The sequence below is a fragment of the Microbacterium sp. X-17 genome, from assembly GCF_039615055.1.
In genome coordinates this window covers 769,340-793,790 of sequence record NZ_JBDHNI010000002.1, presented here as the reverse complement: position 1 = coordinate 793,790, position 24,451 = coordinate 769,340, and the positions used below count along the sequence as shown (strand labels likewise).

26 protein-coding genes are annotated in these 24,451 nt (G+C 71.2%); 13 read left to right on the top strand and 13 right to left on the bottom strand.

All coding sequences use genetic code 11. The annotated features are described in order from the left end of the window. Positions 1-37: 37 nt before the first annotated feature. From ABCS02_RS12270 to purS, 3 genes are read right to left on the bottom strand one after another with little or no spacing between them, the layout of a single operon-like run. The gene (locus tag ABCS02_RS12270; protein WP_345835921.1) at positions 38-964 is read right to left on the bottom strand and encodes a 2-hydroxyacid dehydrogenase; all 927 of its coding nucleotides are present in this window, start codon (positions 962-964) and stop codon (positions 38-40) included. Positions 965-966: 2 nt separating this feature from the next. Then, complete coding sequence (gene purQ / locus ABCS02_RS12265) at positions 967-1,674, bottom strand: phosphoribosylformylglycinamidine synthase subunit PurQ (protein ID WP_345835920.1); 708 nt, start codon at positions 1,672-1,674, stop codon at positions 967-969. Beyond that, positions 1,671-1,919 (bottom strand): phosphoribosylformylglycinamidine synthase subunit PurS, encoded by a 249-nt coding sequence (purS, locus tag ABCS02_RS12260; RefSeq protein ID WP_345835919.1) that lies wholly within the window; start codon positions 1,917-1,919, stop codon positions 1,671-1,673. The genes purQ and purS overlap by 4 nt, the downstream gene beginning before the upstream one ends. Before the next feature lie 317 nt (positions 1,920-2,236). Between purS and ABCS02_RS12255 the strand changes: the two genes are divergently transcribed. Together ABCS02_RS12255 and ABCS02_RS12250 are read left to right on the top strand one after the other, a co-directional pair. Beyond that, on the top strand, positions 2,237-3,697 hold the full coding sequence (locus ABCS02_RS12255) for a family 1 glycosylhydrolase (protein ID WP_345835918.1): 1,461 nt from the start codon (positions 2,237-2,239) through the stop codon (positions 3,695-3,697). Between the two features lie 47 nt (positions 3,698-3,744). Next, the gene (locus tag ABCS02_RS12250) at positions 3,745-4,755 is read left to right on the top strand and encodes a LacI family DNA-binding transcriptional regulator (protein WP_345835917.1); all 1,011 of its coding nucleotides are present in this window, start codon (positions 3,745-3,747) and stop codon (positions 4,753-4,755) included. A gap of 12 nt (positions 4,756-4,767) precedes the next feature. On the opposite strand, the gene ABCS02_RS12245 is transcribed toward ABCS02_RS12250, so the two are convergent. The 3 genes from ABCS02_RS12245 to ABCS02_RS12235 are packed head-to-tail and all read right to left on the bottom strand — an operon-like array spanning position 4,768 to position 7,412. Then, positions 4,768-6,087, bottom strand: coding sequence for a solute carrier family 23 protein (locus ABCS02_RS12245; RefSeq protein ID WP_345835916.1), 1,320 nt, complete (start codon positions 6,085-6,087; stop codon positions 4,768-4,770). A gap of 32 nt (positions 6,088-6,119) precedes the next feature. Then, complete coding sequence (locus tag ABCS02_RS12240) at positions 6,120-7,028, bottom strand: phosphoribosylaminoimidazolesuccinocarboxamide synthase (protein ID WP_345835915.1); 909 nt, start codon at positions 7,026-7,028, stop codon at positions 6,120-6,122. A gap of 24 nt (positions 7,029-7,052) precedes the next feature. Next, entirely contained in the window at positions 7,053-7,412 is a 360-nt protein-coding gene (locus tag ABCS02_RS12235) for a TfoX/Sxy family protein (RefSeq protein ID WP_345835914.1), read from the bottom strand. Positions 7,413-7,498: 86 nt separating this feature from the next. Here ABCS02_RS12235 and ABCS02_RS12230 point away from each other — a divergent pair, with 86 nt between their 5' ends. Both ABCS02_RS12230 and ABCS02_RS12225 read left to right on the top strand, forming a co-directional pair. Next, entirely contained in the window at positions 7,499-8,122 is a 624-nt protein-coding gene (locus ABCS02_RS12230) for a PadR family transcriptional regulator (RefSeq protein ID WP_345835913.1), read from the top strand. After that, entirely contained in the window at positions 8,119-9,642 is a 1,524-nt protein-coding gene (locus tag ABCS02_RS12225; protein ID WP_345835912.1) for an MFS transporter, read from the top strand. The genes ABCS02_RS12230 and ABCS02_RS12225 overlap by 4 nt, the downstream gene beginning before the upstream one ends. A 7-nt stretch (positions 9,643-9,649) precedes the next feature. Here ABCS02_RS12225 and purD read toward each other — a convergent pair whose 3' ends face one another. Continuing rightward, on the bottom strand, positions 9,650-10,912 hold the full coding sequence (purD, locus tag ABCS02_RS12220; RefSeq protein WP_345835911.1) for a phosphoribosylamine--glycine ligase: 1,263 nt from the start codon (positions 10,910-10,912) through the stop codon (positions 9,650-9,652). A 69-nt stretch (positions 10,913-10,981) separates the two neighbouring features. Here purD and ABCS02_RS12215 point away from each other — a divergent pair, with 69 nt between their 5' ends. Both ABCS02_RS12215 and ABCS02_RS12210 read left to right on the top strand, forming a co-directional pair. Further along, positions 10,982-11,335, top strand: a complete 354-nt coding sequence (locus tag ABCS02_RS12215; protein WP_345835910.1) for a sterol carrier family protein — start codon at positions 10,982-10,984, stop codon at positions 11,333-11,335. 79 nt (positions 11,336-11,414) lie between these two features. After that, entirely contained in the window at positions 11,415-11,750 is a 336-nt protein-coding gene (locus tag ABCS02_RS12210) for a potassium transporter Trk (protein WP_345835909.1), read from the top strand. A 3-nt stretch (positions 11,751-11,753) separates the two neighbouring features. On the opposite strand, the gene ABCS02_RS12205 is transcribed toward ABCS02_RS12210, so the two are convergent. Continuing rightward, positions 11,754-12,353, bottom strand: a complete 600-nt coding sequence (locus ABCS02_RS12205) for a zinc-binding alcohol dehydrogenase (protein WP_345835908.1) — start codon at positions 12,351-12,353, stop codon at positions 11,754-11,756. 47 nt (positions 12,354-12,400) lie between these two features. Here ABCS02_RS12205 and purM point away from each other — a divergent pair, with 47 nt between their 5' ends. Next, complete coding sequence (gene purM / locus ABCS02_RS12200) at positions 12,401-13,546, top strand: phosphoribosylformylglycinamidine cyclo-ligase (RefSeq protein WP_345835907.1); 1,146 nt, start codon at positions 12,401-12,403, stop codon at positions 13,544-13,546. 6 nt (positions 13,547-13,552) lie between these two features. Next, entirely contained in the window at positions 13,553-15,085 is a 1,533-nt protein-coding gene (gene purF / locus ABCS02_RS12195) for an amidophosphoribosyltransferase (RefSeq protein ID WP_345835906.1), read from the top strand. 22 nt (positions 15,086-15,107) lie between these two features. On the opposite strand, the gene ABCS02_RS12190 is transcribed toward purF, so the two are convergent. Then, a complete protein-coding gene (locus ABCS02_RS12190; protein ID WP_345835905.1) occupies positions 15,108-15,287 on the bottom strand; it encodes a DUF3073 domain-containing protein in 180 nt (59 codons plus the stop codon). A 143-nt stretch (positions 15,288-15,430) separates the two neighbouring features. On the opposite strand from ABCS02_RS12190, the gene ABCS02_RS12185 reads away from it, so the two are divergent. Next, entirely contained in the window at positions 15,431-15,958 is a 528-nt protein-coding gene (locus tag ABCS02_RS12185) for a universal stress protein (RefSeq protein ID WP_345835904.1), read from the top strand. Here the strand turns inward: ABCS02_RS12185 and ABCS02_RS12180 are convergent. Both ABCS02_RS12180 and ABCS02_RS12175 read right to left on the bottom strand, forming a co-directional pair. After that, on the bottom strand, positions 15,955-16,560 hold the full coding sequence (locus ABCS02_RS12180; protein ID WP_345835903.1) for a PadR family transcriptional regulator: 606 nt from the start codon (positions 16,558-16,560) through the stop codon (positions 15,955-15,957). The two genes, ABCS02_RS12185 and ABCS02_RS12180, sit on opposite strands and share 4 nt — an antisense overlap. Next, positions 16,560-17,399 carry a DUF4097 family beta strand repeat-containing protein gene (locus ABCS02_RS12175; RefSeq protein ID WP_345835902.1) on the bottom strand — a complete coding sequence of 280 codons (840 nt, stop codon included), beginning with the start codon at positions 17,397-17,399 and terminating at the stop codon, positions 16,560-16,562. Before ABCS02_RS12175 ends, ABCS02_RS12180 begins: the two co-directional genes overlap by 1 nt. A 121-nt stretch (positions 17,400-17,520) precedes the next feature. Between ABCS02_RS12175 and ABCS02_RS12170 the strand changes: the two genes are divergently transcribed. Then, a complete protein-coding gene (locus ABCS02_RS12170) occupies positions 17,521-18,282 on the top strand; it encodes a MerR family transcriptional regulator (protein ID WP_345835901.1) in 762 nt (253 codons plus the stop codon). A 16-nt stretch (positions 18,283-18,298) separates the two neighbouring features. On the opposite strand, the gene ABCS02_RS12165 is transcribed toward ABCS02_RS12170, so the two are convergent. Further along, positions 18,299-18,457 carry a hypothetical protein gene (locus ABCS02_RS12165; protein ID WP_345835900.1) on the bottom strand — a complete coding sequence of 53 codons (159 nt, stop codon included), beginning with the start codon at positions 18,455-18,457 and terminating at the stop codon, positions 18,299-18,301. A 164-nt stretch (positions 18,458-18,621) separates the two neighbouring features. On the opposite strand from ABCS02_RS12165, the gene ABCS02_RS12160 reads away from it, so the two are divergent. From ABCS02_RS12160 to ABCS02_RS12150, 3 genes are all read left to right on the top strand, one after another. After that, positions 18,622-19,005: a CrcB family protein gene (locus ABCS02_RS12160; RefSeq protein ID WP_345835899.1), complete on the top strand. Its 384-nt coding sequence runs from the start codon at positions 18,622-18,624 to the stop codon at positions 19,003-19,005. After that, positions 19,002-19,373 (top strand): CrcB family protein, encoded by a 372-nt coding sequence (locus tag ABCS02_RS12155; RefSeq protein ID WP_345835898.1) that lies wholly within the window; start codon positions 19,002-19,004, stop codon positions 19,371-19,373. Before ABCS02_RS12160 ends, ABCS02_RS12155 begins: the two co-directional genes overlap by 4 nt. Before the next feature lie 94 nt (positions 19,374-19,467). Then, entirely contained in the window at positions 19,468-22,647 is a 3,180-nt protein-coding gene (locus ABCS02_RS12150; protein WP_345835897.1) for an efflux RND transporter permease subunit, read from the top strand. A 772-nt stretch (positions 22,648-23,419) separates the two neighbouring features. On the opposite strand, the gene ABCS02_RS12145 is transcribed toward ABCS02_RS12150, so the two are convergent. Next, positions 23,420-24,343 carry an aldose 1-epimerase family protein gene (locus ABCS02_RS12145; RefSeq protein ID WP_345835896.1) on the bottom strand — a complete coding sequence of 308 codons (924 nt, stop codon included), beginning with the start codon at positions 24,341-24,343 and terminating at the stop codon, positions 23,420-23,422. Positions 24,344-24,451 lie beyond the last annotated feature (108 nt).

Sequence of the window (24,451 nt, the reverse complement as noted above, 5' to 3'; positions counted from 1 at the left end):
CCCGGGCTGATCCGCCCCCGGAGCAGCCCGCGGCGGCTCAGGCGCCGGGGCCGAGCACGAGGTTCAGGGGCGGCCGGCCGGCCAGCATCCGGTTGATCTGCTCGCGCACGAGGCGGGCGATGCGCGGGGTCATGGCGGCGGAGGCGCCGCCCACGTGCGGCAGCTGGATCACGCCCGGCAGCGACCACAGCGGATGCCCGGCGGGCAGCGGCTCGGGGTCGACCACGTCCAGGGCGGCGCGGATGCGGCCGCGGCGCACGTGCTCCACCAGCGCGTCCGTGTCGACCGCGGAGCCCCGGCCCACGTTCACCACCAGCGCGCCCTCCGGCAGCGCGGTGAGCGCCGCATCGTCGAGCACGTGCCGGGTCGCGTCGCCGCCGGGGAGCGCGAGCACGACGACGTCGGCGCGGGGCAGCAGCTCCGGGAGCTCGTCGACGCCGTGCACGAGGGTGCCGCCCTCGAACCGGGCGCGCGACGCCACGATCGTGAGGTCGACCTCGAACGGCGCGAGGCGCGCGGCGATCGCGCGGCCCACGCCCCCGTGCCCGATCAGGAGCACCCGGCTATCGGCGAGGCTGCGCGTGAAGCCGGTCTTCCACCGGCCCTCGCGGGCGGCGTCGAGGAACCGCGGCAGCTCCCGCTGCGCCGCGAGGACGAGCGTGAGCGCCAGCTCCGCCGTCGAGGTCTCGTGCACCGACGACGCGTTCGCGAACGGGATGCCGGACGGGAGCGACCGCTCGACCCCCTCGTATCCGATCGACTGGCTCTGCGCGAGGCGGATCTGCACGCTCGCGAGGTTCGCCAGCATCCCGGATGCCCGGAGGTACGGCAGCACGACGATGTCGAGCCGGGGCCGCGGCGCCGGTCCGTCCAGGTCCCACTCGAGGAGCTCGACGCCCGACGGGAGCCCCGTGAGCTCGTCGCCGAGCCGGGACGGAGCCGTGACGACGAGACGCGCGGCCACGGTCAGGCGGCGGCGCGGACGACGTTCGCGATCGCGGAGGTGAAGAAGCCCAGGCCGTCGACGCCCGACTTCATCGCCGCCGGGGTGTCGGGGCCGAAGCCCGGCTCCGTCGCGTGCTCGGGATGCGGCATGAGCCCCACCACGTTGCCGCGCTCGTTCGTGACGCCCGCGATGTCGTCGATCGACCCGTTCGGGTTGACGCCCACGTAGCGGAACGCGACGAGGCCCTCGCCGTCGATGCGCTTCAGGGTCTCGTCCGAGCAGATGTAGCCGCCATCACCGTTCTTCAGCGGGATGACGATCTCCTGGCCCTCGGTGAAGTCGCTCGTCCACGCGGTCGTGGCGTTCTCGACGCGCAGGCGCTGGTCGCGGCGGATGAACTGCTGGTGCGCGTTGCGGATGAGACCGCCCGGCAGGAGGTGCGCCTCGACGAGCGTCTGGAAACCGTTGCAGATGCCGAGCACCGGCATCCCGCGCTCGGCCGCGTCCTTCACCTCGGACATGATCGGCGACAGCGCCGCGATCGCGCCGGCACGCAGGTAGTCGCCGTAGCTGAAGCCGCCCGGCAGGACGAGCGCGTCCACGTCTTCGAGGTCGTGCGCCGCGTGCCACAGGGGCACGGGCTCCGCCCCCGCGATGCGGACCGCGCGCTGCGCGTCGCGGTCGTCGAGCGAGCCGGGGAAGGTGACGACGCCGATGCGCACCGTCACGGAAGCACCTCGATGCCGACCACGTTCTCGATCACGGAGTTCGACAGGACGTCGGCCGCGACCTGCTCGATGCGCGCGAGCACGGCCGCGTCGACCTCGCCGTTCACGGTGAGCTCGAACCGCTTGCCGATCCGCACGCCGTCGACGATGTCGACCCCGAGCCGGGCGAGGGCGCCGCCGACGGCCTTCCCCTGCGGGTCGAGGAGCTCGGCCTTGGGCATGACGTCGACGACGATGGTGGGCACCCTCCCGATTGTAGGCCCGTCCCGCGTCCCGCCTCCCCCGGCCTCCCCCCGCCCCCACCCTCACCCTCGCCCCCGGCCCCGCCCCGGTCTCGCGTCCCCGGCCTTCGCCCCCACCCCGCGATAACGCCCTTGTGTCACGTTCTTACGGCGTGTCTGTGACACAAGCGCGTTCTCAGGGATGAGGCGGCGCGGCCGCCGCGGCAGGAGGGGGCCTGACGGCCGCGGCCACGGGGCGTCACGGACCAGGGAGCGGGGATGCGGCGGCTTGACAGGTGTGGGAGCGGTCCCATAGCGTGACAGCGCGAGGTGAAACCGGCATGACATCGACGTCTCGAGCCTTTCCCGCGGACTTCCTGTTCGGCGCGGCGACGGCCGCGTTCCAGATCGAGGGTGCCGCTCACGCGGACGGACGCCGCGACTCCGTGTGGGACGCGTTCTGCCGCGTGCCCGGCGCGGTCGTCGGCGGGCACGACGGCGCCGTGGCGTGCGACCACTACCACCGCTACCGCGAGGACGTCGCGCTCATGCGCGAGATCGGCCTCGAGACCTATCGCTTCTCCACGTCCTGGGCGCGGATCCGGCCGGACGGCGGCCTCGTGAACCCGAAGGGCCTCGACTTCTACCGCCGGCTCGTGGACGAGCTCCTCGGCGCCGGCATCCGCCCGTGGCTCACCCTCTACCACTGGGACCTCCCGCAGGCGCTGCAGGAGCGCGGCGGCTGGACCGTGCGGGAGACCGCGGACCGGTTCACCGAGTACGCGCTCGACGTGCACGACGCCCTCGGCGATCGCGTCGCGGTGTGGACGACCCTGAACGAGCCGTGGTGCGCGGCGTTCCTCGGCTATACCGCGGGCGCGCACGCGCCGGGCCGCCGCAGCGCGGCCGAGGGGATGCTGGCGGCGCACCACCTCCTCCTGGGGCACGGTCAGGCGGTGCGCGCCCTCCGCGCACGCGACCGGTCGCTCGAGCTCGGCATCACGATCAACCTCACCGTCGCCGATCCGGTGGATGCCGCGGACCCGGCCGACGCGGATGCGGCACGGCGCATCGACGGGCAGTTCAACCGCTGGTTCCTCGACCCGCTCTTCCGTGGGGCTTACCCCGCGGACGTCCTCGACGACTTCCGAACGGTGGATGCGGCGGCCGTGGCGCTGCTCGAGGAGGCCGTGCGGGACGGCGACCTCGAGACGATCGCGGCACCCCTCGACACGCTGGGCGTGAACTACTACCACGGCGAGTACGTCGGCGGTCACGCGCCCGCGGTCGCTCCACCGAGCACCGATGCGCCGACCCCGCGACCGCCGGGCTCGCCGTTCCCGTCCCACGAGGGCGTCTTCTGGCACGAGCGGGGACTCGCGCGCACGAGCCAGAACTGGGAGGTGCAGCCGGAGGGTCTCACCCGCATCCTCCGACGCGTCGCCACCGAGTACGCGGGCGGCGTCCCGCTTTACGTGACCGAGAACGGGGCCGCGTACGACGACGTGCTCGTCGCATCGGAGGACGGGGGATTCCGCGTCGCGGACGCCGATCGGGACGCGTTCTTGCGTGCACACCTCGACGCCGTCCTCGACGCGATCGAGGAGGGCGTCGACGTGCGCGGGTACTTCGCCTGGTCGCTGCTCGACAACTTCGAGTGGGCCTGGGGATACGCCAAGCGATTCGGGATCGTGCACGTCGATTTCTCCACCCAGAGACGCACGCTGAAGGACAGTGCGATCGGCTACAGTCGCATCATCGCGGAGCGCGTCGTGCCCGAAGCGGCGCCCGTGGGCTCATAGCTTCCGCCAGTGGTGCCGAATCCCACCGGAGGGGAGAGGACGAAGAAGTGAGCGGCGACCTGCGCGCCAACATCACGATCGAGGAGGTCGCGGCCTCCGCCGGCGTGTCCCGTTCCACCGTCTCCCGCGTCGTGAACGGCTCGACCGCCGTCAGCCCGGCCGCCCTCGAGGCCGTGCATCGCGCGATCCAGGAACTCAACTACGTGCCCAACCGCGCCGCGCGCTCCCTCGCCCGGCGCCGTACGCTCGCGGTCGCGCTCGTCGTTCCGGAGGACACCGGCCGGTTCTTCGGCGACCCGTTCTTCGCGTCCGTCGTCTCCGGCGTCCACGCCCGGCTGCGCCGGTCGGAGTACGTCCTCACACTCTTCATCGCGAGCGACGACCCGGGCGACAAGATGACGAGCTACCTCAGCTCCGGCAGCATCGACGGCGCCATCATCGTGTCGCACCACGCGAGCGACACGTTCGTGGATCGGATCGCGTCCGCCGTGCCGGTCGTGTGGGGCGGACGCCCGGTGCACGAGAGCTCCCGCGACTATGTCGTCGACGTCGACAACGCGGCAGCGGCCCGCACGGCGACCGAGTACCTGATCGGCCGCGGATGCCGTCGCATCGCCATGATCGCCGGTCCCGCCTCGATGCCGGCGGGGGTCGACAGGCTGACCGGGTTCCGCACCGTGCTCGAGGATGCCGGCCTCGCGCCCGCCGCGATCGAGGACGGCCTCTTCACGCACGCGGGCGGTGCCGACGCGATGCGGCGGATCCTCGCGACGGGCGCCGAGTTCGATGCCGTCTTCGCCTCGAGCGACCTCATGGCGCGAGGCGCTCTGGGCGTGCTGGCCGCCGCCGGACTCCGGGTGCCCGACGACGTCGCCGTCATGGGCTTCGACGACTCCTCCGCCGCGACATCCGCGGAGCCGCACCTCACGACGATGCGTCAGCCGTCGTTCGCGCAGGGCGAGGCGATGGCGGCGACCCTCGTCGACCTCCTCGAGGGCCGTTCCCCCGCGCGGAGCACGATCATGCCGACCGAGCTCGTCGTCCGCGAGAGCGCGTAGCAGACCGTCCCGTCAGCCGGCGGTCTCGCGCGGCGCGCGGACGTCGTCGGCGCCCGTCTTCCGCCAGCGGGCGATGAGGTTCCCGCCGTGGTAGACGGCGAGGGCGGCGGCCGCGCCGAGCACGATCGCGCCGAGCTGGATGTCGCCCCACACCATCGTGAAGCCGGCGATCGCGATCACGAGCGACACCGCGGCGGTGTACTGGTTGACCGGACGGGAGAAGTCGACGCGGTTGTCGACCCAGATCTTGATGCCGATGATGCCGATGAGCCCGTAGAGCGCCGTGGTCACGCCGCCGAGCACGCCCGGCGGCACGGTGTTGAACACGGCCCCGACCTTCGGGGAGAGGCTCAGGAGGATCGCGACCGTGCCGGCGATCCAGTACGCGGCCGTCGAGTACACGCGCGTGGCCGCCATGACCCCGATGTTCTCGCCGTACGTGGTGGTTCCGGAGCCGCCGAAGGCACCCGCGAGCGTGGTCGCGAGGCCGTCCGCCAGCAGCGCGCGCCCCGTGGAGCGGTTCACGGAGGCGTCCGTCATGGTCGCCACTCCCCGCACGTGTCCGACGTTCTCGGCGACCAGCACGAGCACGACGGGCAGGAACATCGCGATGACCGACCACGTGCCCGGCTTCGTGAAGTCCGCCAGCTGGAAGGTCGGGAGCCCGATCCACGCGGCATCCGCGATGGGCTGGAAGTCGATGAGCGACGCGCCCGTGGCGACCTGGATCAGCACGGTGGCGAGGTAGCCCACCAGCACGCCGAGCACGATCGAGATCCGCCCGAGGAATCCGCGGAACAGCACGCTGAACAGGATGACCGCGACGAGCGTGATCGTGCCCGTGAGCGGCTGCCGCTGGAAGTTCTGCCACGCCGCGGGGGCGAGGTTGAAGCCGATCAGCGCCACGATCGCGCCGGCGACGACGGGCGGCATGAGCCGGTCGATCCAGCCCGTGCCGACGACCTGCACGAGGACGCCCACCGCGGCGAGCAGGATGCCGACCGCGGCGATCCCGGCGAGGGCCGAGCCGGTGCCCGCCGTGGCGGTCGCCGCGGTGACGGGGGCGATGAAGGCGAAGGACGAGCCGAGGTAGCTGGGGAGCCGGTTCCGCGTGATGACGAGGAACAGCAGCGTCCCGATGCCGGAGAACAGCAGTGTCGTCGACACCGGGAACCCGGTGAGGATCGGCACGAGGAACGTCGCGCCGAACATCGCGATGACGTGCTGGACGCCGATCGCGATCGTCGCGGGCCAGTTCAGTCGCTCGTCCGGGCGCACGACGGCGCCGGGCGCGACCGTGCGCCCGTTCCCGTGGATCCGCCAGATCGGCACGTGACCGTCCCCCTCTCGATCGTTCGGCGCGCTCAGGCCGTGAGGCGCTCGAGCAGTTCGGCGTAGCGGGCGCGCGTGCGGTCGATGACGTCCGCGGGGAGCTCCGGGGGCTCGCCCTGCTTGTCCCAATGGGCCGCGAGCCAGTCGCGCACGATCTGCTTGTCGAAGCTCGCCATCCGCTCGTCCGGCGTCGTGCCGGTGCGCCACGCCTCCGCGTCCCAGTACCGGGAGGAGTCGCTCGTGAGCACCTCATCGGCCAGCCGGAGCACGCCCTCGGCGTCGCGACCGAACTCGAACTTCGTGTCGGCCAGGATCAGGCCGCGCGCCTCGGCGGCTGCGGCCGCGCGCCGGTACACCTCCAGCGAGAGGTCGCGGAGCTCGGCGGCATCCGCGGCGCCGACGATCTCGGCCGTGCGCTCGAACGTGATGTTCTCGTCGTGCTCGCCGACCGGCGCTTTGAACGCCGGCGTGAACAGGGGCTCCGGGAGCCGGTCGCCGTTGCGCAGCCCCGAAGGCAGCGGGATGCCGCAGACCGTCCCGGCGGCGGTGTACTCGGCCCAGCCCGAGCCGGTGAGGTAGCCGCGCACGACGCACTCGATCGGCAGCATGTCGAGCCGGCGCACGACCATCGCGCGTCCGCGCACGGCGGCCGGGATGATCGACCGGGCGTCGTCGCCCGCCAGCTCGTGGTCGGCGGCGAGATGGTTCGGGATGCCGGGGCCGCCGTCGGCGCCGGCGAGCCGGTCGAACCACCAGAGGCTCAGCGTCGTGAGGAGCTCGCCCTTGCCCGGGATGCCGGGCGAGAGCACGTGGTCGAACGCGCTCACGCGGTCGCTCGCGACCACGAGCATCCGCTCGTCCGCCTCGTCGTCGCGGACGTAGAGGTCGCGGACCTTGCCGGAGTAGACATGCCGCCAGCCGGGCAGTTCGAGGGCGTTCATCCGCCCATTATCCCGAGGGCGCGGTCACGGCGTGATCTCGTCGAGGAAGGCGTACGCCTCCGCCGTGAGCGGCGCCCACTGCTCGGGACGGTCCTGCTCGACGCGGAGCCATTCGCGCATCTCGCGCCCCCGCATGACCATGCGGGCGGCGACGCCCTCGGCGGCGAGCGCGTCGATGCGGGATGCCGGGAGCTTGAGCATCAGGTCGCCGGCGAACCCGACGAACGCGAAGACCTTCCCGCGGATGCGCAGCCCGTCGGAGCCGAACATGCGCCCGATGTCGACGCCGTCGAGGGGAAGGTACTCCTCGGCGATCGGGTCGAAGAGCAGGTGGCCCTGTCGCCGGGCCTCTTCGCGAGCGGCGCGGGGGTCGATGTCGGTCATGGCGGGCACTCTATCCCCGGGGATGCCCTGGACACGAGCGTCGAGTCCGGATATAGTCCGTGTGGACTAATCGAAACGGAGTAACCATGTCGATCGATCGCCTCACGCCCCTCGGCGTCGGCGTGCTCGCGCTGCTGCATGAGGGCGACATGCACCCGTACGAGATGATGCGGGTCATGCGCGCGCGCCGGGACGACCGGCGCTTCCGGGTGACGAACGGCACGGTCTACCACACGGTCGCGCGGCTGGAACGGGCGGGACTCATCGCCGAGGTCGGGGTCGACCGCGAGGGCAACCGCCCGGAGCGGACGACGTACACCCTGACGCCCGCGGGGTCGGAGACGGTCCTGGACTGGGTGCGGCGCGAGCTGCCGCGGGCCGATCGGCCGGCGGAGTTCCGGGTCGCGCTCGCCGAGGCGCACAACCTCCCGCGCGACGAGGTGGCAGCTCTCCTGTCCGCGCGACGCGTGCTGCTCCAGGCCGAGCTGCTGCGGCTGCGCGACGACCTCTCCGGTGCGGGCCTCCGTCGCGTCCCGGAGCAGTTCCTCGTGGAGGCGCTCCGTCACGACGCCCTGCTGACCGCCGACCTCGAATGGCTCGACGCCTTCATCGACGGGCTCGCCACGGGCGCCGTCGCCTGGGGCATCGACGAGCTTCCCCCCGACTTCTCCCCTCACGATCCCGCACGGAAGGACGCGTCTCGCTCATGACCTCGCAGACCTCGGCTCCCCCGGAGCTGAAGCACAGTCCCTGGGCCGGTCTCGGCGCCCTCGTGATCGGCTTCTTCATGATCCTCGTCGACACGACGATCGTGTCGGTCGCCAATCCGGCCATCAAGGCCGCCCTCGATCCCTCGACCACCGATCTCGACAACGTCGTGTGGGTCACGAGCGCCTACCTGCTGGCGTACGCGGTGCCCCTGCTCATCATGGGGCGGCTCGGCGATCGGTTCGGGCCGAAGAACATCTACCTCATCGGCCTCGCGATCTTCACGCTGGCCTCGCTCGGCTGTGGCCTCTCCACGAGCCTCGGGCTGCTGATCGCGATGCGCGCCGTGCAGGGCCTGGGCGCCGCCGCGATGACGCCGCAGACCATGGCGGTCATCACGCGGACCTTCCCGCCGGACCGTCGGGGAGCGGCGATGGGCCTCTGGGGCGCGACCTCGGGCGTGGCGCTGCTCGTGGGCCCACTCGCCGGCGGCTTCCTCGTCGACGGCCTCGGCTGGGAGTGGATCTTCTTCGTCAACGTCCCCGTGGGCATCGTCGGCTTCGTGATGGCGATGATCTACGTCCCCAAGCTCCAGACGCATCCGCACCGGTTCGACATCCTCGGCGTCATCCTGAGCGCGATCGCGCTGTTCCTCATCGTCTTCGGACTCCAGGAGGGGCAGAAGTACGACTGGGGCGAGATCTGGGGGCCGATCTCGGTGTGGGCCCTGATCATCGCCGGCATCGTCGTGCTGGGGCTGTTCCTCTGGCAGCAGGCGGTCACGAAGAACGAGGCGCTCGTGCCGCTCGGGCTCTTCAAGGACCGGAACTTCGCCGCCGCCAACATCGGCATCTCGACCGTCAGCTTCGCGTTCACGAGCATGGCGCTGCCGCTCATGTTCTACGTCCAGCTCGCACGTGGCCTCACGCCGACCGAGGCGGCGCTCCTCCTGATCCCGATGGCGGTGCTCGTCGGGGTGCTCGCGCCGTTCGCGGGGCGCCTCCTCGACCGGGTGGACGCGCGCCTAATCCTCGTGCCGGGGATGACGCTGTCCGCGATCGCCCTGCTCTGGTACTCGCTGCTGATGACGCCGGACACCCCGATCTGGATGCTGCTGTTCCCCTCCGCGCTTCTGGGCATCGGCGGCGCCGGCATGTGGGGTCCGCTCGCGACGACGGCGACACGCAGCCTCTCGCCGCGCCAGGCGGGTGCCGGCGCCGGGATCTACAACACGACGCGCACGGTCGGGTCCGTCATGGGGTCGGCCGCGATCGCCGCCTTCATGCAGGCGCGCCTCGAGGCGAACCTCCCCGGGGCGGGGAGCTCCACGCAGGGCGGGTTCGGCGCCGGGCAGCTGCCGGCGTTCGTGATCCCGGGCTTCTCGACCGCGATGTCGCAGACCGTGCTGCTGTCCGCGTCCGTGCTCCTGATCGGCATCGTGGCGGCGCTGTTCATGCGCCACGCCAGCGCGCGGGCGGCCGAGGCGCGGCTCGCGGCGGCGGCCGCCGCCTCCGCTGACTGAGGCCGGGCTACTGGAGCGCGGCGATGTCGCGCCGGTACTGCCCGCCCTCGAGCTCGATCAGCTCCAGGGCGCGATACGCGCGGGCGCGGCTCTCTTCGAGGTCCGCGCCCGTGCCGACGACGCCCAGCACGCGGCCTCCGGTCGAGACGAGGTCGGCGCCGTCTGTCGCGGTCGCGGCGTGCGCGATGTGCACGCCCTCGATCGCCTCGGCGTCCGCGAGCCCGCGAAGGGGGCGGCCGACCACGGGACGCTCGGGGTAGCCCTCGCTTGCCAGCACGACCACGACGGCGGCATCGTCGCGGAACGTCGCCCGCGCGTGGTCCTCGAGCGTGCCGGATGCCGCGGCGAGCAGCAGGCCGGAGAGCGGCTCGCGAAGCCGGGGCAGCACGACCTGCGTCTCGGGGTCGCCGAACCGCGCGTTGAACTCGATCACCTTGACGCCCGTGGCCGTGAGCACGAGCCCGGCGTAGAGCAGCCCCACGAACGGGGTGCCCGCCGCGTCGAGGTGGCGGACGACCGGCTCCGCGACCTCGCGCGACACGAGGTCGACGAAGGCCTCCTCCGAGCCGAAGCGGTCCGCGAGCCAGGGGAGCGGCGAGTACGCCCCCATGCCGCCCGTGTTGGGACCTTCGTCCGCGTCGCGCAGGCGCTTGTAGTCCTGCGCTGGCGAGAGCGGCAGCACCCGGTCGCCGTCGGACAGGAAGAAGAGCGAGACCTCCGGCCCGTCGAGGAACTCCTCCACGAGCACGGGTCCGTTCGGCAGGTACGCCGCGGCGTGCGCGAGGGCCGCCTCCCGGTCCGGGGTGACGATGACGCCCTTTCCGGACGCGAGCCCGTCGGCTTTCACGACATACGGCGCGCCGAGCTCGTCGAGCGCTTCGGCGACGGCGTCGAGCGACGCGGCGTGCAGGGCCCGCCCGGTGGGCACGCCCGCCGCATCCATCACGTGCTTCGCGAACGCCTTCGAGCCCTCGAGTCGCGCGGCGGCCTTCCCCGGTCCGAACACCGGGATGCCGCGCTCGCGCACCGCGTCGGCGACGCCGGCGACGAGCGGCGCCTCGGGGCCGATCACGACGAGGTCGACCGCGTGTTCCTTGGCGAACTCGGTGACCGCGACCGGGTCGAGCGGGTCGAGGTCGACGAGCTCCGCGTCGCGCGCGATCCCCGCGTTGCCGGGCGCGGCGAAGATCTCGTGCGAGACCTCCTCCGAGCGGAGGGCGAGGATGACGGCGTGCTCGCGTGCACCCGAGCCGAGGACGAGGATTCTCACCCCGACAGCCTACCCAGCGCCCCTAGGGTGACCGGAGCGGCTCGGAGGGGTCGCGGGTAGCGTGGGGGCATGCCTCCCCGGATCTCGACCGACGCCGGGCGCGCGGCCCTTGCGGAGGTCGCCGCGGGGGAGGCGCCCCGGGCCGCGACGGCGACGGCTGTGCGCTATCTCCTGCAGTTGCTCGCGGAGAAGGCGCCGGGGCACACGGTCGAGGTGCGCGTCCCGCCGTTCGGCGCCGTGCAGGTGCTGGAGGGCCCGCGCCACACCCGGGGCACGCCGCCGAACGTCGTGGAGACGGATGCCGCGACCTGGATCGCCCTCGCGACCGGCCGGGAGCAGTGGGCGGATGCCGCGGCCGACGGCCGCATCCACGCCTCCGGCACCCGCGCGGACATCTCCGACCTGCTGCCCCTCCGCCCCTGACCGGCGGTCAGTCGGCGAGAGGGGTCGACTCGGGCTTCCGTCCGGCGCGACCGCCCTCGCGCGGTGAGAGAATGTATTGATGTCCGAACAGCCGCGTACTCCCCGCCCCGACGTCGTCGACGAGATCGAGGTCGTCGAGGTTCGGCGTTCCCCGCGCTACGGAGTGTTCCTCGGACTCGGGGTCGCCCTCGGGGTCCTCGTCGCGGCGATCCTCACGTTCACGGTCAGCGGGAACGACCAGAGTGCAACGGGCATCGTCTACTCGGACGCGCAGGTCTTCGGCTTCCTCGCCCTCATCTGCGGGGCGATCGGCCTCGGGCTGGGCGGCGCGCTCGCGATCGTCCTCGATCGCACCGTCGGCCGGCGCCGGCGGCGCTTCAGCGCCGACCACGCGCGGGTCACGCCGGGGTCGTAGCGCTCAGGCCAGCTCCGCGATGATCGGATGGATCGCGGAGTCGAACTGCGCGGCATCCCCGCGCAGTCCGTCCGTGACGGCGACCGTCAGGGCGCCGATCCACCACACGCCGCGCTGGGCGAGCGGCAGCACCTGGACGTTCAGCTCGAACGCGTGCGCGGGGCGGCCGACCTGGCGCTCGTGCTCGGCGATCGCGCTCGCGTAGGCGCGGTACGACGCCCCGGTCGAGGCGGATGCCAGCTTCCGATACGCCTGGTGTTCGGCGTCCGCGTAGGCGAGGGCGTCCTGCGCGTGCGGCGCGATCGCGCTGCGCAGCTCGGCCGCGGCGCCCTCGGGGAGCGCGAGCAGCGTGTCGAACCCGTCGACGAGCTCGAGCGGGACGGGCGAGGGATGCGCCTGCGGCTCGATCGTCATGGCCCACAGCTCCGCCCACTCGGACTCGAGCCGGTCCTGCTCGGCGGCGTCGCGCGCGATCGACGGGATCGGAAGGCCGCGGACGGTGGGGAGGTCCGCCGGCGTGCGCAGGCCCAGGACGTGGCGCAGATAGAGCGCCACGAGCACGGGTCTGCTCGCATCCTCGCGAATCACCCATGCTCCGCGCATGCCGCCATTGTAGAACCGCCCTCCCCGGCCCCCGGTAGGCTGTCGTGGTGGTCTCGTCCGCCCCCACGCCGCAGCCAGCCTCCCCCGCCGATCCCTACGCCGCCGCAGGCGTGGATACGGCCGCGGGAGATCTCGCGGTCGAGCTCATGAAGTCCGCCGTCCGCCGCACGCACGGCCCGGAGGTCCTCGGCGGCGTCGGCGGGTTCGCCGGGCTGTACGACGCGTCCACCCTGCGGGACTACGCGCACCCGCTGCTGGCGACCAGCACCGACGGCGTCGGCACGAAGGTCGCGATCGCGCAGGCGATCGACAAGCACGACACGATCGGGCTCGACCTCGTCGGGATGGTCGTGGACGACATCGTCGTCGTGGGCGCCCGCCCCCTCTTCTTCACGGACTACATCGCGTGCGGTCGTGTGGTCCCGGAGCGGATCGCCGAGATCGTCGGCGGCATCGCGCGGGGCTGCGCGGAGACGGGCACGGCGCTCGTCGGCGGCGAGACCGCCGAGCACCCGGGTCTCCTCGGCCCCGACGACTACGACGTGGCGGGCGCCGCGACGGGCGTGGTCGAGGCGGATGCCGTCCTCGGCGCCGACCGCGTGCGTCCGGGCGACGTCGTGCTCGCGCTCGCGTCGAGCGGACTGCACTCGAACGGGTACTCGCTCGTGCGCCGCATCCTCGCCGACGCCGGGACGGCCTATACGGATACCGCCCCTGAGCTCGGCGCGAGCTGGGGCGAGGCCCTGCTCGAGCCCACCCGGCTGTACACGAGCCCGCTCCTGCGCCTGCTCGGCGACGGGGCCGCGGGCCCGGGGATCCACGCGCTCAGCCATGTGACCGGCGGCGGCATCGCGGCGAACCTCGCGCGCGTCCTGCCGGAGGGCACGTGGGCCGAGATCGACCGGTCGACGTGGTCGCCGGCACCGGTCTTCCGGGTCCTCGCGGACCTCGGCGGCATCGACCTGGCGGCGACCGAGGGCACCTGGAATCTCGGGATCGGCTTTCTCGCGGTGGTCGCGCCGGAGCGCGCGGCCGCGGTGCAGACCGCACTCGTGCGCGAGGGGATCGCGACCTGGCAGGCGGGAATCGTGGGGGAGGGCGCGCGCCCGGACGGCGACTTCGTCGCGGGCGCAAAGGGAGTCGACGGCGGCGCGGTGCGTCTCGTGGGCGCATACGCGGATGGAGCGAGCTAGAAAGTCATGTGCGGCATCGTCGGCATGGTCGGGCAGGGTCCGGTCAACCAGGAGATCTACGACGCTCTCCTCCTCCTCCAGCACCGCGGTCAGGACTCGACCGGCATCGCGACCGCCGAGCCGAACGGCGTCTTCCACCAGCACAAGGCGCGCGGCATGGTGCGCGAGGCCTTCCGCACGCGCGACATGCGCACTCTTCTCGGGACGATCGGGCTCGGCCACTGCCGGTACGCGACGAAGGGCACGGCCTCCAGCGAGGAGGAGGCGCAGCCGTTCTACGTGAACGCGCCGTACGGCATCGTCCTCGTCCACAACGGGAACCTCACCAACACGCGGGAGCTCACGGACGAGCTCTTCCACCGCGACCGTCGCCACCTCAACACGAGCTCCGACACCGAGCTGCTCGTCAACGTCCTCGCCAACGAGCTGCAGACGTCCGTCACCGGGCTGGGCTCCCACCCGTCAGAGGCTCCGTGCGCCGACGGAGACGGCGTGGGGCGGGGCGCGTGGGGACGGCTCGACGCCGACCAGGTCTTCGAGGCCGTCACGCGCGTCCACGAGCGGGTGGAGGGCTCGTACGCGGCGATCGCGCTCATCGCGGGCTACGGGCTGCTGGCCTTCCGCGACCCCTTCGGCATCCGTCCGCTCATCCTCGGCACCCGCAAGGATCCGTCCGGCGAGACCGATCGCTACGAGTGGATCGTCTCGTCCGAGTCGCTCGTGATGGAGAATGCGGGCTTCGAGGTCGTTCGCGACCTGCTCCCCGGTGAGGCGGTCTTCATCGACCTCGACGGGCACCTGCACACCCGGCAGTGCGCGGTGGATCCGAAGCTCTTCCCCTGCTCGTTCGAGTACGTGTACCTCGCTCGGCCGGACTCGGTGATGAACGGCATCTCGGTCTACGAGGCGCGCCTGCGGATGGGCGAGCGTCTCGCCGAGACGATCGCGCAGCACACGCCGGAGGGCTTCATCGACGTCGTGATGCCGATCCCGGACTCGTCGCGGCCGGCGGCGATGCAGGTGGCGCGGAAGCTCGGTCTCGAGTACCGCGAGGGTTTCTACAAGAACCGCTACGTCGGCCGGACGTTCATCATGCCCGGCCAGTCGGTGCGCAAGAAGAGCGTGCGGCAGAAGCTCAACGCGATGTCGAGCGAGTTCAAGGGCAAGAACGTGCTGCTCATCGACGACTCGATCGTCCGCGGCACGACGAGCCGCGAGATCATCCAGATGGCGCGGGATGCCGGCGCCAAGTCCGTGACGTTCGCCTCGGCCGCACCGCCCGTGCGCTTCCCCCACGTGTACGGCATCAACATGCCCTCGCGGCATGAGCTCGTCGCCCACGGGCGGACGATCCCGGAGATCGCGGAGGAGCTCGGCTGCGACTACCTCGTCTACCAGGAGGTCGACGACCTGCGGGACGCGATCCTCGAGGGCTCCGACATCGAGGACCTCGACATGAGCTGCTTCGACGGCCGTTACGTCACCGGCACGGTGACGGAGGAGTACCTGGAGTGGGTCGAGGGCACCCAGACGTCCTGAGACGGGCGCCGCGAGGGGGAGGCTAGGCCTTCTCGTCTTCCTCGTCGGCGTACATGTCGGCCCACTTGTCCTCGAACTCGTCGACAGCCGTGCTCGAATGGCCGAGCTCCTGCTCGAGCGCCGCATAGTTGACGCTCGGGCTGTAGGACTTCAGCTCGCGAGCGATCTTCGTGTGCTTCGCCTTCTGACGGCCACGCCCCATGCGAGACCCCCTCATTTCCGGCCTGCGGGTTCAGGATGACCCGTCTGTTCGCGTGCCCGGCGTGAACCGGGAAGAGTAGCATTCAGAATAACACGGCGCTCCTCCGCGCAGGCGGAGGCAAGGATCGCGGAAGGGCGGCGAACATGTCCGATCCGGCATCTTCCGAGAATCGTCCGGACGAGCCGCAGGGCTGCGTGATCGTCGGCGTCATTCCGGAGCAGCCGGAGCGCGTCGTCCGCGAGGCCGCGCGCTACGCCGCGCTGCTGCGGGCGCCTCTCGTGGTCGTCTCGGTCGACGTGACGCGGTTCGTCGCCGCGGAGGATCCGGACGGATACGTCCGCACCGCTCCGATCGACGTCGCGATCACGGGCGCGGTCGAGGATCTCGCGGACGTCGAGGCGGCCGTTTCCACGGCGCTCGCCGGGGTCGACGTCGAGTGGACGGTCCGGCAGCTCGTGGGCGATCCGGCGATGGCGATCAAGCAGCTCGCGGACCGCACGAACGCGCGTCTGCTCGTGGTCGGCACGCGCCGCCGCGGCTTCGGCGAGTCGGTCCGCGAGTTCTTCACCGGGTCGGTCGCCGCCCGCCTCGCGCACCGTCAGCACCGGCCGGTCCTCGTGGTCCCGACCGACGAGCCGGCGCGCGACGACGAGGAGCTCTGGCCGAGCTAACCGCGCAGCGCGCGGGTGACCTCGCGGGAGGCCAGGTCGAGCGCGGACGAGAGCGTGTCCACGACGGATGCCGGCAGGTCGCCTCCACGGGCCACGTGCATGCGAAGGTCGGCGCGGATTCGCGCGCGGAACTCCGCCACGATCGTCTCGGCGCGCTGCACCTCTCCGCGCGCGCGGACGCGGGGATCGTCGGACGTCGAGGCCGACGGCTGCGACGCCTCGGACTTCGCCGCCGCGGCCAGGTCCGCGCGGAGGCTCCGCATCGCGTCGCGCACGCTGCCGCGGACCTCGTCCGCGATGAGGCGCACGGAATCGGCCAGGTCGGCTTCGATCCCCTCCAGGTCGCCCGCCCGGGCGGCGACCTCGGCGCGGCCGGCATCCGTGATCGCGTAGATCGTCTTACGGCCGTCGACCGTCTTGGTGACGAGGCCCTCCTCCTCGAGCTTCGCGAGGCGAGGGTAGATCGTGCCCGCGCTCGGAGTGTAGGTGCCGCCCGTGCGGTCGGTCAGCGCCTGCATGATGTCGTAGCCGTGCCGCGGGCCCTCGTCGAGCAGGCTCAGGAGGTAGAGGCGAAGGTCGCCGTGCGAGAAGACGGGAGGCATCACCGCTCCTCGGTGGTCGCATCCACCGGCTGGCGGAGAACCGTGGTGTCGCCGGAGACCGAGTGCGTGCGGACGTCTGCGAACGAGCCGCTGAGCTCGCCCGACGACCCGGCGTAGTTGGTCGTGCGACCGGAGCCGCGGCCGGACTGCACCACGCCGTCGATCAGCACGCGTCCGCTCACGCTGCGCACGACGTAGTTGGCGGGAACGCCCTCGTCGAGCCGGATGGTCGCGTTGCCGCTCACCGTGTTGAGCGAGATCTCGTGCACGTCGCCGCGGGCGTCCGCCAGCATGCTGCCCGAGACGGTGTCGACGGAGACCTTGTGCAGCTCGCCGGTGACGGCGACGTCGCCGGACACGCTGTTCGCGTTGAGGCTGCCCGTCATGTTGCGCACCTGCACGTCGCCGGACACCGAGTTGGCGGTCACGTCGCCGGTCACGCCGTCGACGATGAGGTCGCCCGAGACGGTGTTGAGGGAGACGTTCCGCGTGAGCCCGGACACGAGCGCGCTCGCGCTCACCACGCCGAGCGTGAGAGCCACGTCGCGGGGCACCGCGACGGAGATCTCGGCCTTCCGGCTCGAGGGCCCGAAGTTCTGGAACACCTCCAGGAAGTTGTCCCAGCGCAGCTGGGGGTGATCGATCTCGACGTGGTCGTCGGTCGCCTCGATGCGCAGGTCCTTCGAGGTGACCGAGTGGACCTCGATCCGCACACCGGGCTCGTCATGGGCGACGATGTCGATCTGCCCGCCGACGAGGCCGACCTTCAGACTGCGGATCGGCTCGAGGTCGATCACACGGGTCTCGCCCGGGTGGACGATCCACTTCTCGAGTGTCATGCTGATTCCTCCGTGATCGCGATATAACGCGTTTATAGAGTAACACGATATATCGCGATCACAAGAGCGGGGGAGCATCCCGCTTGACCTTGACGTAACGTCAACCTCTACCGTCGAAGACATGACGACGGATGCCGGGGAGTACACGATCCACCAGCTCGCCCGGCTGACCGGGACGACGAGCCGCACGCTGCGCCACTACGACTCCGAGGGCCTGCTGTCGCCCGCGCGGCTGGGCGCGAACGGATACCGGTTCTACGGCCCCGACGAGCTCGTGCGACTGCAGCGGATCCTGTTGCTGCGCGAGCTCGGCGTCGGGCTTCCGCAGATCGCGGAGGTGCTCGATCGCGACGGCGACGAGATCGCCGCCCTGGAGACGCACCTCGTGTGGCTCCGGCGCGAGCAGGAGCGGCTGACGCGGCAGATCGCCGCCGTCGGCCGGACGATCGAGGCGAGGAGAGGAGGTGAGCATCTGATGGCAGAGGACATGTTCGACGGGTTCGACCACACGCAGTACCGCGAAGAGGTCACGCAGCGCTGGGGGGCCGAGGCCTACCGCGCCGGCGACCGCTGGTGGCGGGGCATGACGGCCGACGACCGGACCGCCTGGCAGCAGGCCAGTGCCGCGCTGCAGCGGGACTGGGCGGACGCCGCGGCGCGCGGCATCGCACCCGATTCCGACGAGGCGCGTGCCCTGGCGGCACGCCACGCGGCGTGGCTGCGCAGCATCCCCGGAACGCCCGCAGGCGAGGACTTCCCGGGCTACCTGCGCGGCCTCGGCGACCTCTACGTCGCCGATCCGCGGTTCACGCGCAACTACGGCGACCTGACCGGCGCGGAGTTCGTGCGCGACGCACTGCAGGACTACGCCGAGTCGCTGTAAGCGGCCGGAACGCGCGTCAGGTGTTGCGGCGCATGACCCTGAAGAGGAAGACGATCAGCGCGATGATGCCGACGATGATCGCGACCCACAACAGCCAGTTGAGCGCGGCGTTCAGTCCGCCGACGATCGCCAGCACGATCGCGACGATGATGATGATCAGCAGGGCGATGTTCATGGGATCCTCCTCGTTTCTCCCAGGTGCCGGGCGGACGGGCCCCGAACGTGTCAATACGTTAGGGACCCCGGCCGGGAGGGACGAGGGGCTTGCGCACGGCCCGCGATGGCCCTAGGGCGAAACGGAGCTCATCCGGAGGGGGGCGCTCGCACTAGTCTCGGGTCGTGGCATCCGCTCCGGCCTTCTCCTGGCGCTACGCGGGGCTCGTCGCCGGAGGCGGAGCGGTCGGCACGGCGATCCGGCTCGCGATCACGATCGCCCCGTGGGGCGACGCGACGGTCTACGTCGTGCCCGTCATCAACGTCGTCGGTGCCTTCCTGCTCGGCGTGATCACGTCGCTCGCCGTCCGCCGAGGCGACACGGAGCGCTCGCGTCGCATCCGGCACTTCTTCGGCGGCGGGGTCATGGGCGGCTTCACGACGTACAGCGCGTTCGCGGTCGCCGCGGTCGGGCCGCAGACGATCTGGCTCACGCTCGCGACCGCGGTCGTCGGCACGCTCGCGGGCTGGGCGGGGCTGATGCTCGCGCGGACCCGGAGGAGCGCGTGACCGTCGTCGTGTTCCTCGTGGCCGTCGTGGCCGGCGGGGTCGGCGCCGCGCTCCGGTACGCGGTCGACGTGCTGATCAGCGCGATCGTCGGGGTCCGCTTCCCGTGGGGCATCTTCGTCGTCAACGTGACGGGATCCTTCGCGCTCGGCATCGTCACGGGGGTCGCGGCGGGGACCGACCTGGCCTTCGTAGTCGGATCGGGTCTGCTCGGGGGGTACACGACGTTCAGCACGGTCGCGGTCACGACGGCGCTGCAGGCCGAGGAGCGTCGCCGGTTCGTCGCGTTCGCGTACGGCGCCGGGACGCTCGTCGCGACCGTCCTGGCGGCCGGGTTCGGTCTTGCCCTGACAGGACGCCTCGGCGGCTGAGGGCACCGCTCCTCATACGTCCGCATGCGATACTGTGCACGCCTGAGCGCGCCTCGGCATCCGATTTCTGCGCACCCTTTCACGAAGGCAGCCCGTGTCGAACCTCGCCGTCCTCAGCCTCAAGAACCGCGCGCTGATCGCGCTCGTCACGATCGTCGTGGCGGTGTTCGGCGCTCTCGCGCTCGTGAACCTCAAGCAGGAGCTCATCCCGTCGATCGACTTCCCGCAGGTGTCGATCGTCTCGACCTACCCGGGCGCCTCGCCCGACGTCGTCAGCCACGACGTCTCGGAGCCGATCGAGTCGGCGATCCAGGGAATCCCGGGTCTCAAGGACACGTCCGCGACGAGCACGACGAACGCCTCGGTCGTGCAGGCGTCGTTCGTCTACGGCACCGACCTGACGACGGCGGAGCAGAAGATCAGTCTCGCGATCAACCGGATCAAGAGCCAGCTTCCGACCGGGGTCGAGCCGAACGTCGTGACGGCCAGCATTTCGGACCTGCCGGTCATCCAGGTCGCGGTGACCGGCTACTCCGACGAGGCGACGATTCAGTCGCAGCTGGAGAACACGGTCGTGCCCGCGCTCCAGGACATCCAGGGCGTCAACGCCGCACAGATCGTGGGCGGCCGCGGCAATCGCGTGACGATCACGCCGGATGCCGCGAAGCTCGCGGCATCCGGTTACACGCGGCAAGCGATCACGGACGCGCTGAAGCAGAACGGCGTGCTGTTCCCGGGCGGGGCCGTGACCCAGGGCGACCAGACGCTCACCGTCCAGACCGGGGGCAAGGTCACCTCGGTCGATCAGCTCTCGGCGCTGCCACTCGTGCCCTCTACTGCCGCGCAGCTGCAGGCGGGGACGAAGACGATCGCCGACGTCGCCTCGGTCGTCGAGGAGCAGGATCCCGTCACGACCATCTCGCGGGTCAACGGCGAGCCCGCGCTCACGATCGCCGTCACCAAACTCCCGTCCGCGAACACGGTCGACGTCTCGCGCGCCGTGACGGCGGCGCTGCCGGGCCTCGCCGCGGGGCTCAACGGCGCTCAGTTCACGATCGTGTTCGACCAGGCGCCGTACATCCAGCAGTCCATCGACTCGCTCGCTCAGGAGGGCCTGCTCGGCCTGCTGTTCGCGGTCGTCGTCATCCTGATCTTCCTGCTGTCGGTGCGGGCGACCCTGGTCACGGCGATCTCGATCCCGACGAGCGTGCTCATCACGTTCATCGGCATCCAGGCGTTCGGCTACTCGCTCAACATCCTTACGCTGGGCGCCCTGACGATCGCGATCGGGCGCGTGGTGGACGACTCGATCGTCGTGATCGAGAACATCAAACGACATTACGTCGGCGATGCGGACAAGACCGCGTCGATCCTCCGCGCCGTCCGTGAGGTCGCCGGCGCGGTCACCGCATCCACGATCACGACTGTCGCGGTCTTCCTCCCGATCGCGTTCGTGGGCGATGTCACAGGCGAGCTCTTCCGTCCGTTCGCGCTCACGGTCACGATCGCGATGCTCGCGTCGCTGTTCGTCGCGCTCACGATCGTCCCGGTGCTCGCCTACTGGTTCATGAAGCCTGGCAAGCCGCTGCTCGACGCGGAGGGCCGGCAGGTCGACCCCGAATCGGCGACCGCGCCGCCGAGCCTGCTGCAGCGCGCGTACCTGCCGATCATCCGCTGGACGCTGCGGCACTCCTGGATCACTCTCGCGATGGCCCTCGTCGTCCTCGTCGGAACCGTGTTCCTCGCGCCGCTCATGAAGACGAACTTCCTCGGTGACTCGGGCCAGAACACGGTCACGATGACGCAGGACCTCGGGCCGGCAGCGAGCCTCGACGCGAAGGATGCCGCGGCCGCGCAGGTCGAGGCCGCGATCAAGCCGATCAGCGGCGTGCAGACCGTGCAGGTCTCGATCGGGTCGAGCGGTTCCGCGCTGCGCGACGCCTTCACTGGCGGCAGCTCGGGCATCACCTACTCGATCACGACGGACACGAACGCGGACCAGGCGGCCGTGCGCCAGGACATCCAGAACGCCGTCGCGCAGTTGCCTGACGCCGGGACGATCACGGTCGCGAGCTCCGGCGGGGGCTTCGGGTCCAGCAACGTCGCGATCGACATCACGGCACCCACCGAGCAGGCGCTCCAGGACGCGACGGACACGCTCACCGCCGCTCTTCAGGGCAAGCCGGGCATCGGCCAGACCACGAACAACCTGTCCGCGTCACTGCCGTACATCGCGGTCACCGTGGACCGGGACGCCGCGGCCCGACACGGTCTGTCGGAGACGGCCGTCGGTGCGATCGTCAACAGCACGATGCAGCCGCAGCAGGCCGGGACCGTCGAGATCGACGGGGCGAGCCAGACCATCTACATCCAGGCTGCGAATGCGCCCACGACCGTCGATGCCGTCAAGGCGATCCAGGTCCCGACGGCGGCGGGGCCCGTGCGTCTCGATTCGATCGCAACGGTCCAGCAGGCGGAGGGCCCGACCTCGATCACGACGAAGAAGGCGCACCGGATCGCGACGATCACGGTCACCCCGGCGACGGACAACCTCACGACGGCATCCGCGTCGGTCAACGCCGCGGTACGGGACACCGCACTGCCGGCGGGGGCCAGCGCGCAGATCGGCGGAGTCCTGTCGCAGCAGGGCGACGCGTTCGGTCAGCTCTTCCTCGCCGTGCTGGCTGCGATCCTGATCGTCTACGTCGTGATGGTCGCGATGTTCCGTTCGCTGCGCCAGCCGTTGGAGCTCCTGGTCTCCGTGCCGTTCGCCGCCACCGGCGCGATTCTCCTGCAGATCGTCACGGGCGTCCCGCTCGGGGTCGCGTCCATCATCGGTCTGCTCATGCTCGTCGGCATCGTCGTCACGAACGCGATCGTCCTCGTCGACCTCGTGAACCAGTACCGGCGGAAGGGGCTGGACGCGCACGACGCGACGCTCACCGGCGCCTCGCGCCGTCTCCGGCCGATCCTCATGACCGCGCTCGCGACGATCTTCGCCCTGACGCCCATGGCCCTCGGGATCACGGGCCACGGCGGGTTCATCTCTCAGCCGTTGGCGATCGTGGTCATCGGCGGATTGGTGTCCTCGACCGTGCTGACCCTGCTCGTGCTGCCGACGCTGTATAACCTCGTGGAAGGGGCGCGTGAGCGGCGCGAACGTCGACGCGCGAAGTCGGGCGGACCGACCACAGGACCCGCCGGCGACGGAGCGGCCGATGCGCTCGAGCCGGCATCGCGGCGGGGGCTTCGGCAGGCTGCCGAGCCGAGCTGAGCTCCCGCACCGCGACGGCGAGTGCGCGCACGAAGACGCCGGACCAGCCGAACATCGCGGTGAACGCGACGGCCTCGAAAGCGGCCGCGTTGATGATGCCGAAGCCGAAGAGCGTGCCGGCCACGGCGAGATAGCAGAGGACACCGACGGTCATCCGGCGCACGCGCCGCGACAACCCGTGCAGCATCCACGGCGTGGTCAGCAGCATCCCACCGAAGCCCGCGACCATGCCGTAGGCGACGACGTTGTGCATGACCTCGTTGACCGTCAGCGGGACGCAGCCCGCGAGCGACAGGTTGATGCCGAGCACCGTGAGGCAGGTGCGCGTGGTGGTGGCGGCACCGCGGCGCGCGACATCCCGGCCGAGGCGGGAGAGGTCGATGTGCAGACGGGTGGAGAAAGCGAGTACGGTAAGGCCTGCGAGGGTGAGCGTCGCGTTGAAGATGGTCCCGGACGCATCCGGGAACATGCCGAGGCGGCTGAAGTGCAGGTGCCACCAGATCGGGTCGGACGTCGTCAAGATCGCGAGACTGACACCGATTAGGACGATCGCCATCACCGCTGCGCCCCACCGTGTGGGAGACACGTCGGGGAGCCGCCAGACGACGGTTCGGCCGGAGAGGACCGTTGAGCTCATGCCGGGTACCCTTCACCCCAAAGGAATCCCGCCCCGACCGGGCTCATGCGCGGAAAGGGCCGACGCGAAGACCGCGTGCTTCGCGCACGGCCGAAGCCGTACGATCACGATAGCGTCACGAGCCACCGCGTGTCGTTACAGGGCCGTGACGTCGACCTGATATTTGATGCCCCAATCGAGCCCCCACGACTCGCCCGGCTCGAGCCAGCGCAGGCTCTGACCGGAGTTGAAGGCGTTCGCGGGCGCCGTCATCGGCTCGACCGCGACCGCGAGCGGATGCCCCGGAAGCCGGTCCGTCGTGAAGACCTGCAGGTAGTCGTAGCCGGGGCCGGCCCACAGATCCAGCCGCCGTCCGTCGGGTGTGCGGAGGATCGCGCGGATTCGTCCGGCCTCATCGCGACCGATGTCGCCGTACGCCGTGTCGAGCGAGACGTCGCCGAGTCGGCGCGGCGTGCGGAGGTCGTGTGGCGCGTCCACGGGCACCTGGCCGGTCGGGATCTGGGCCTCGTCGACGATGAGGTACGTCTCGGCATCCACCTCGATCGTGAGATCCGCGGTCGGGACATCGCCGACGCAAAGGTAGGGGTGCGCGCCGACGGCGACCGGGGCGGCGCCCGGGCCGACGTTGACGATCTCGTGTCGCACCACGAGTCCGTCGTCCTCGAGCGTGTACGTGACCGTGGTGTCGAGATGGAACGGGTACCCGGTCTGGGGGAAGACGCCGTGCTGCAGCGTGACGGAGGCGTCGTCCTGCGCGACGGCGCGGTACGGCGCGAACCGGAGCAGGCCGTGCGACGCGTTGCCGAGCTTCGGCTCGCTGATCGCGAGCTGGTACGTCTCGCCGCCGTGCGTCCACACCCCGCCGCGGATGCGGTTGGGCCACGGGACCAGCACGATGCCGGCGGCCGCGGGCGTCGGCAGGTCGTCGGGATACCGGGGGAAGAGGTCGATCCCGTCCAGCGTGAGGGCCCGCAGCGCCGCCCCGACCTGTGCGATCTCGGCGGTTCCGCGGGGCCCGGTGAGAACGAACCGTTCCCCGGTCGGGTCGGCGATGCTCATCGGTCCAGGATCCCCGGGGCGCGCATGCTCCCACCCTAGGGCGGAGAACTCTCAGGCACGACCGCGTAATGTAGGTCTGTCGGCTACGGACACCGCTCGATGCGGTCG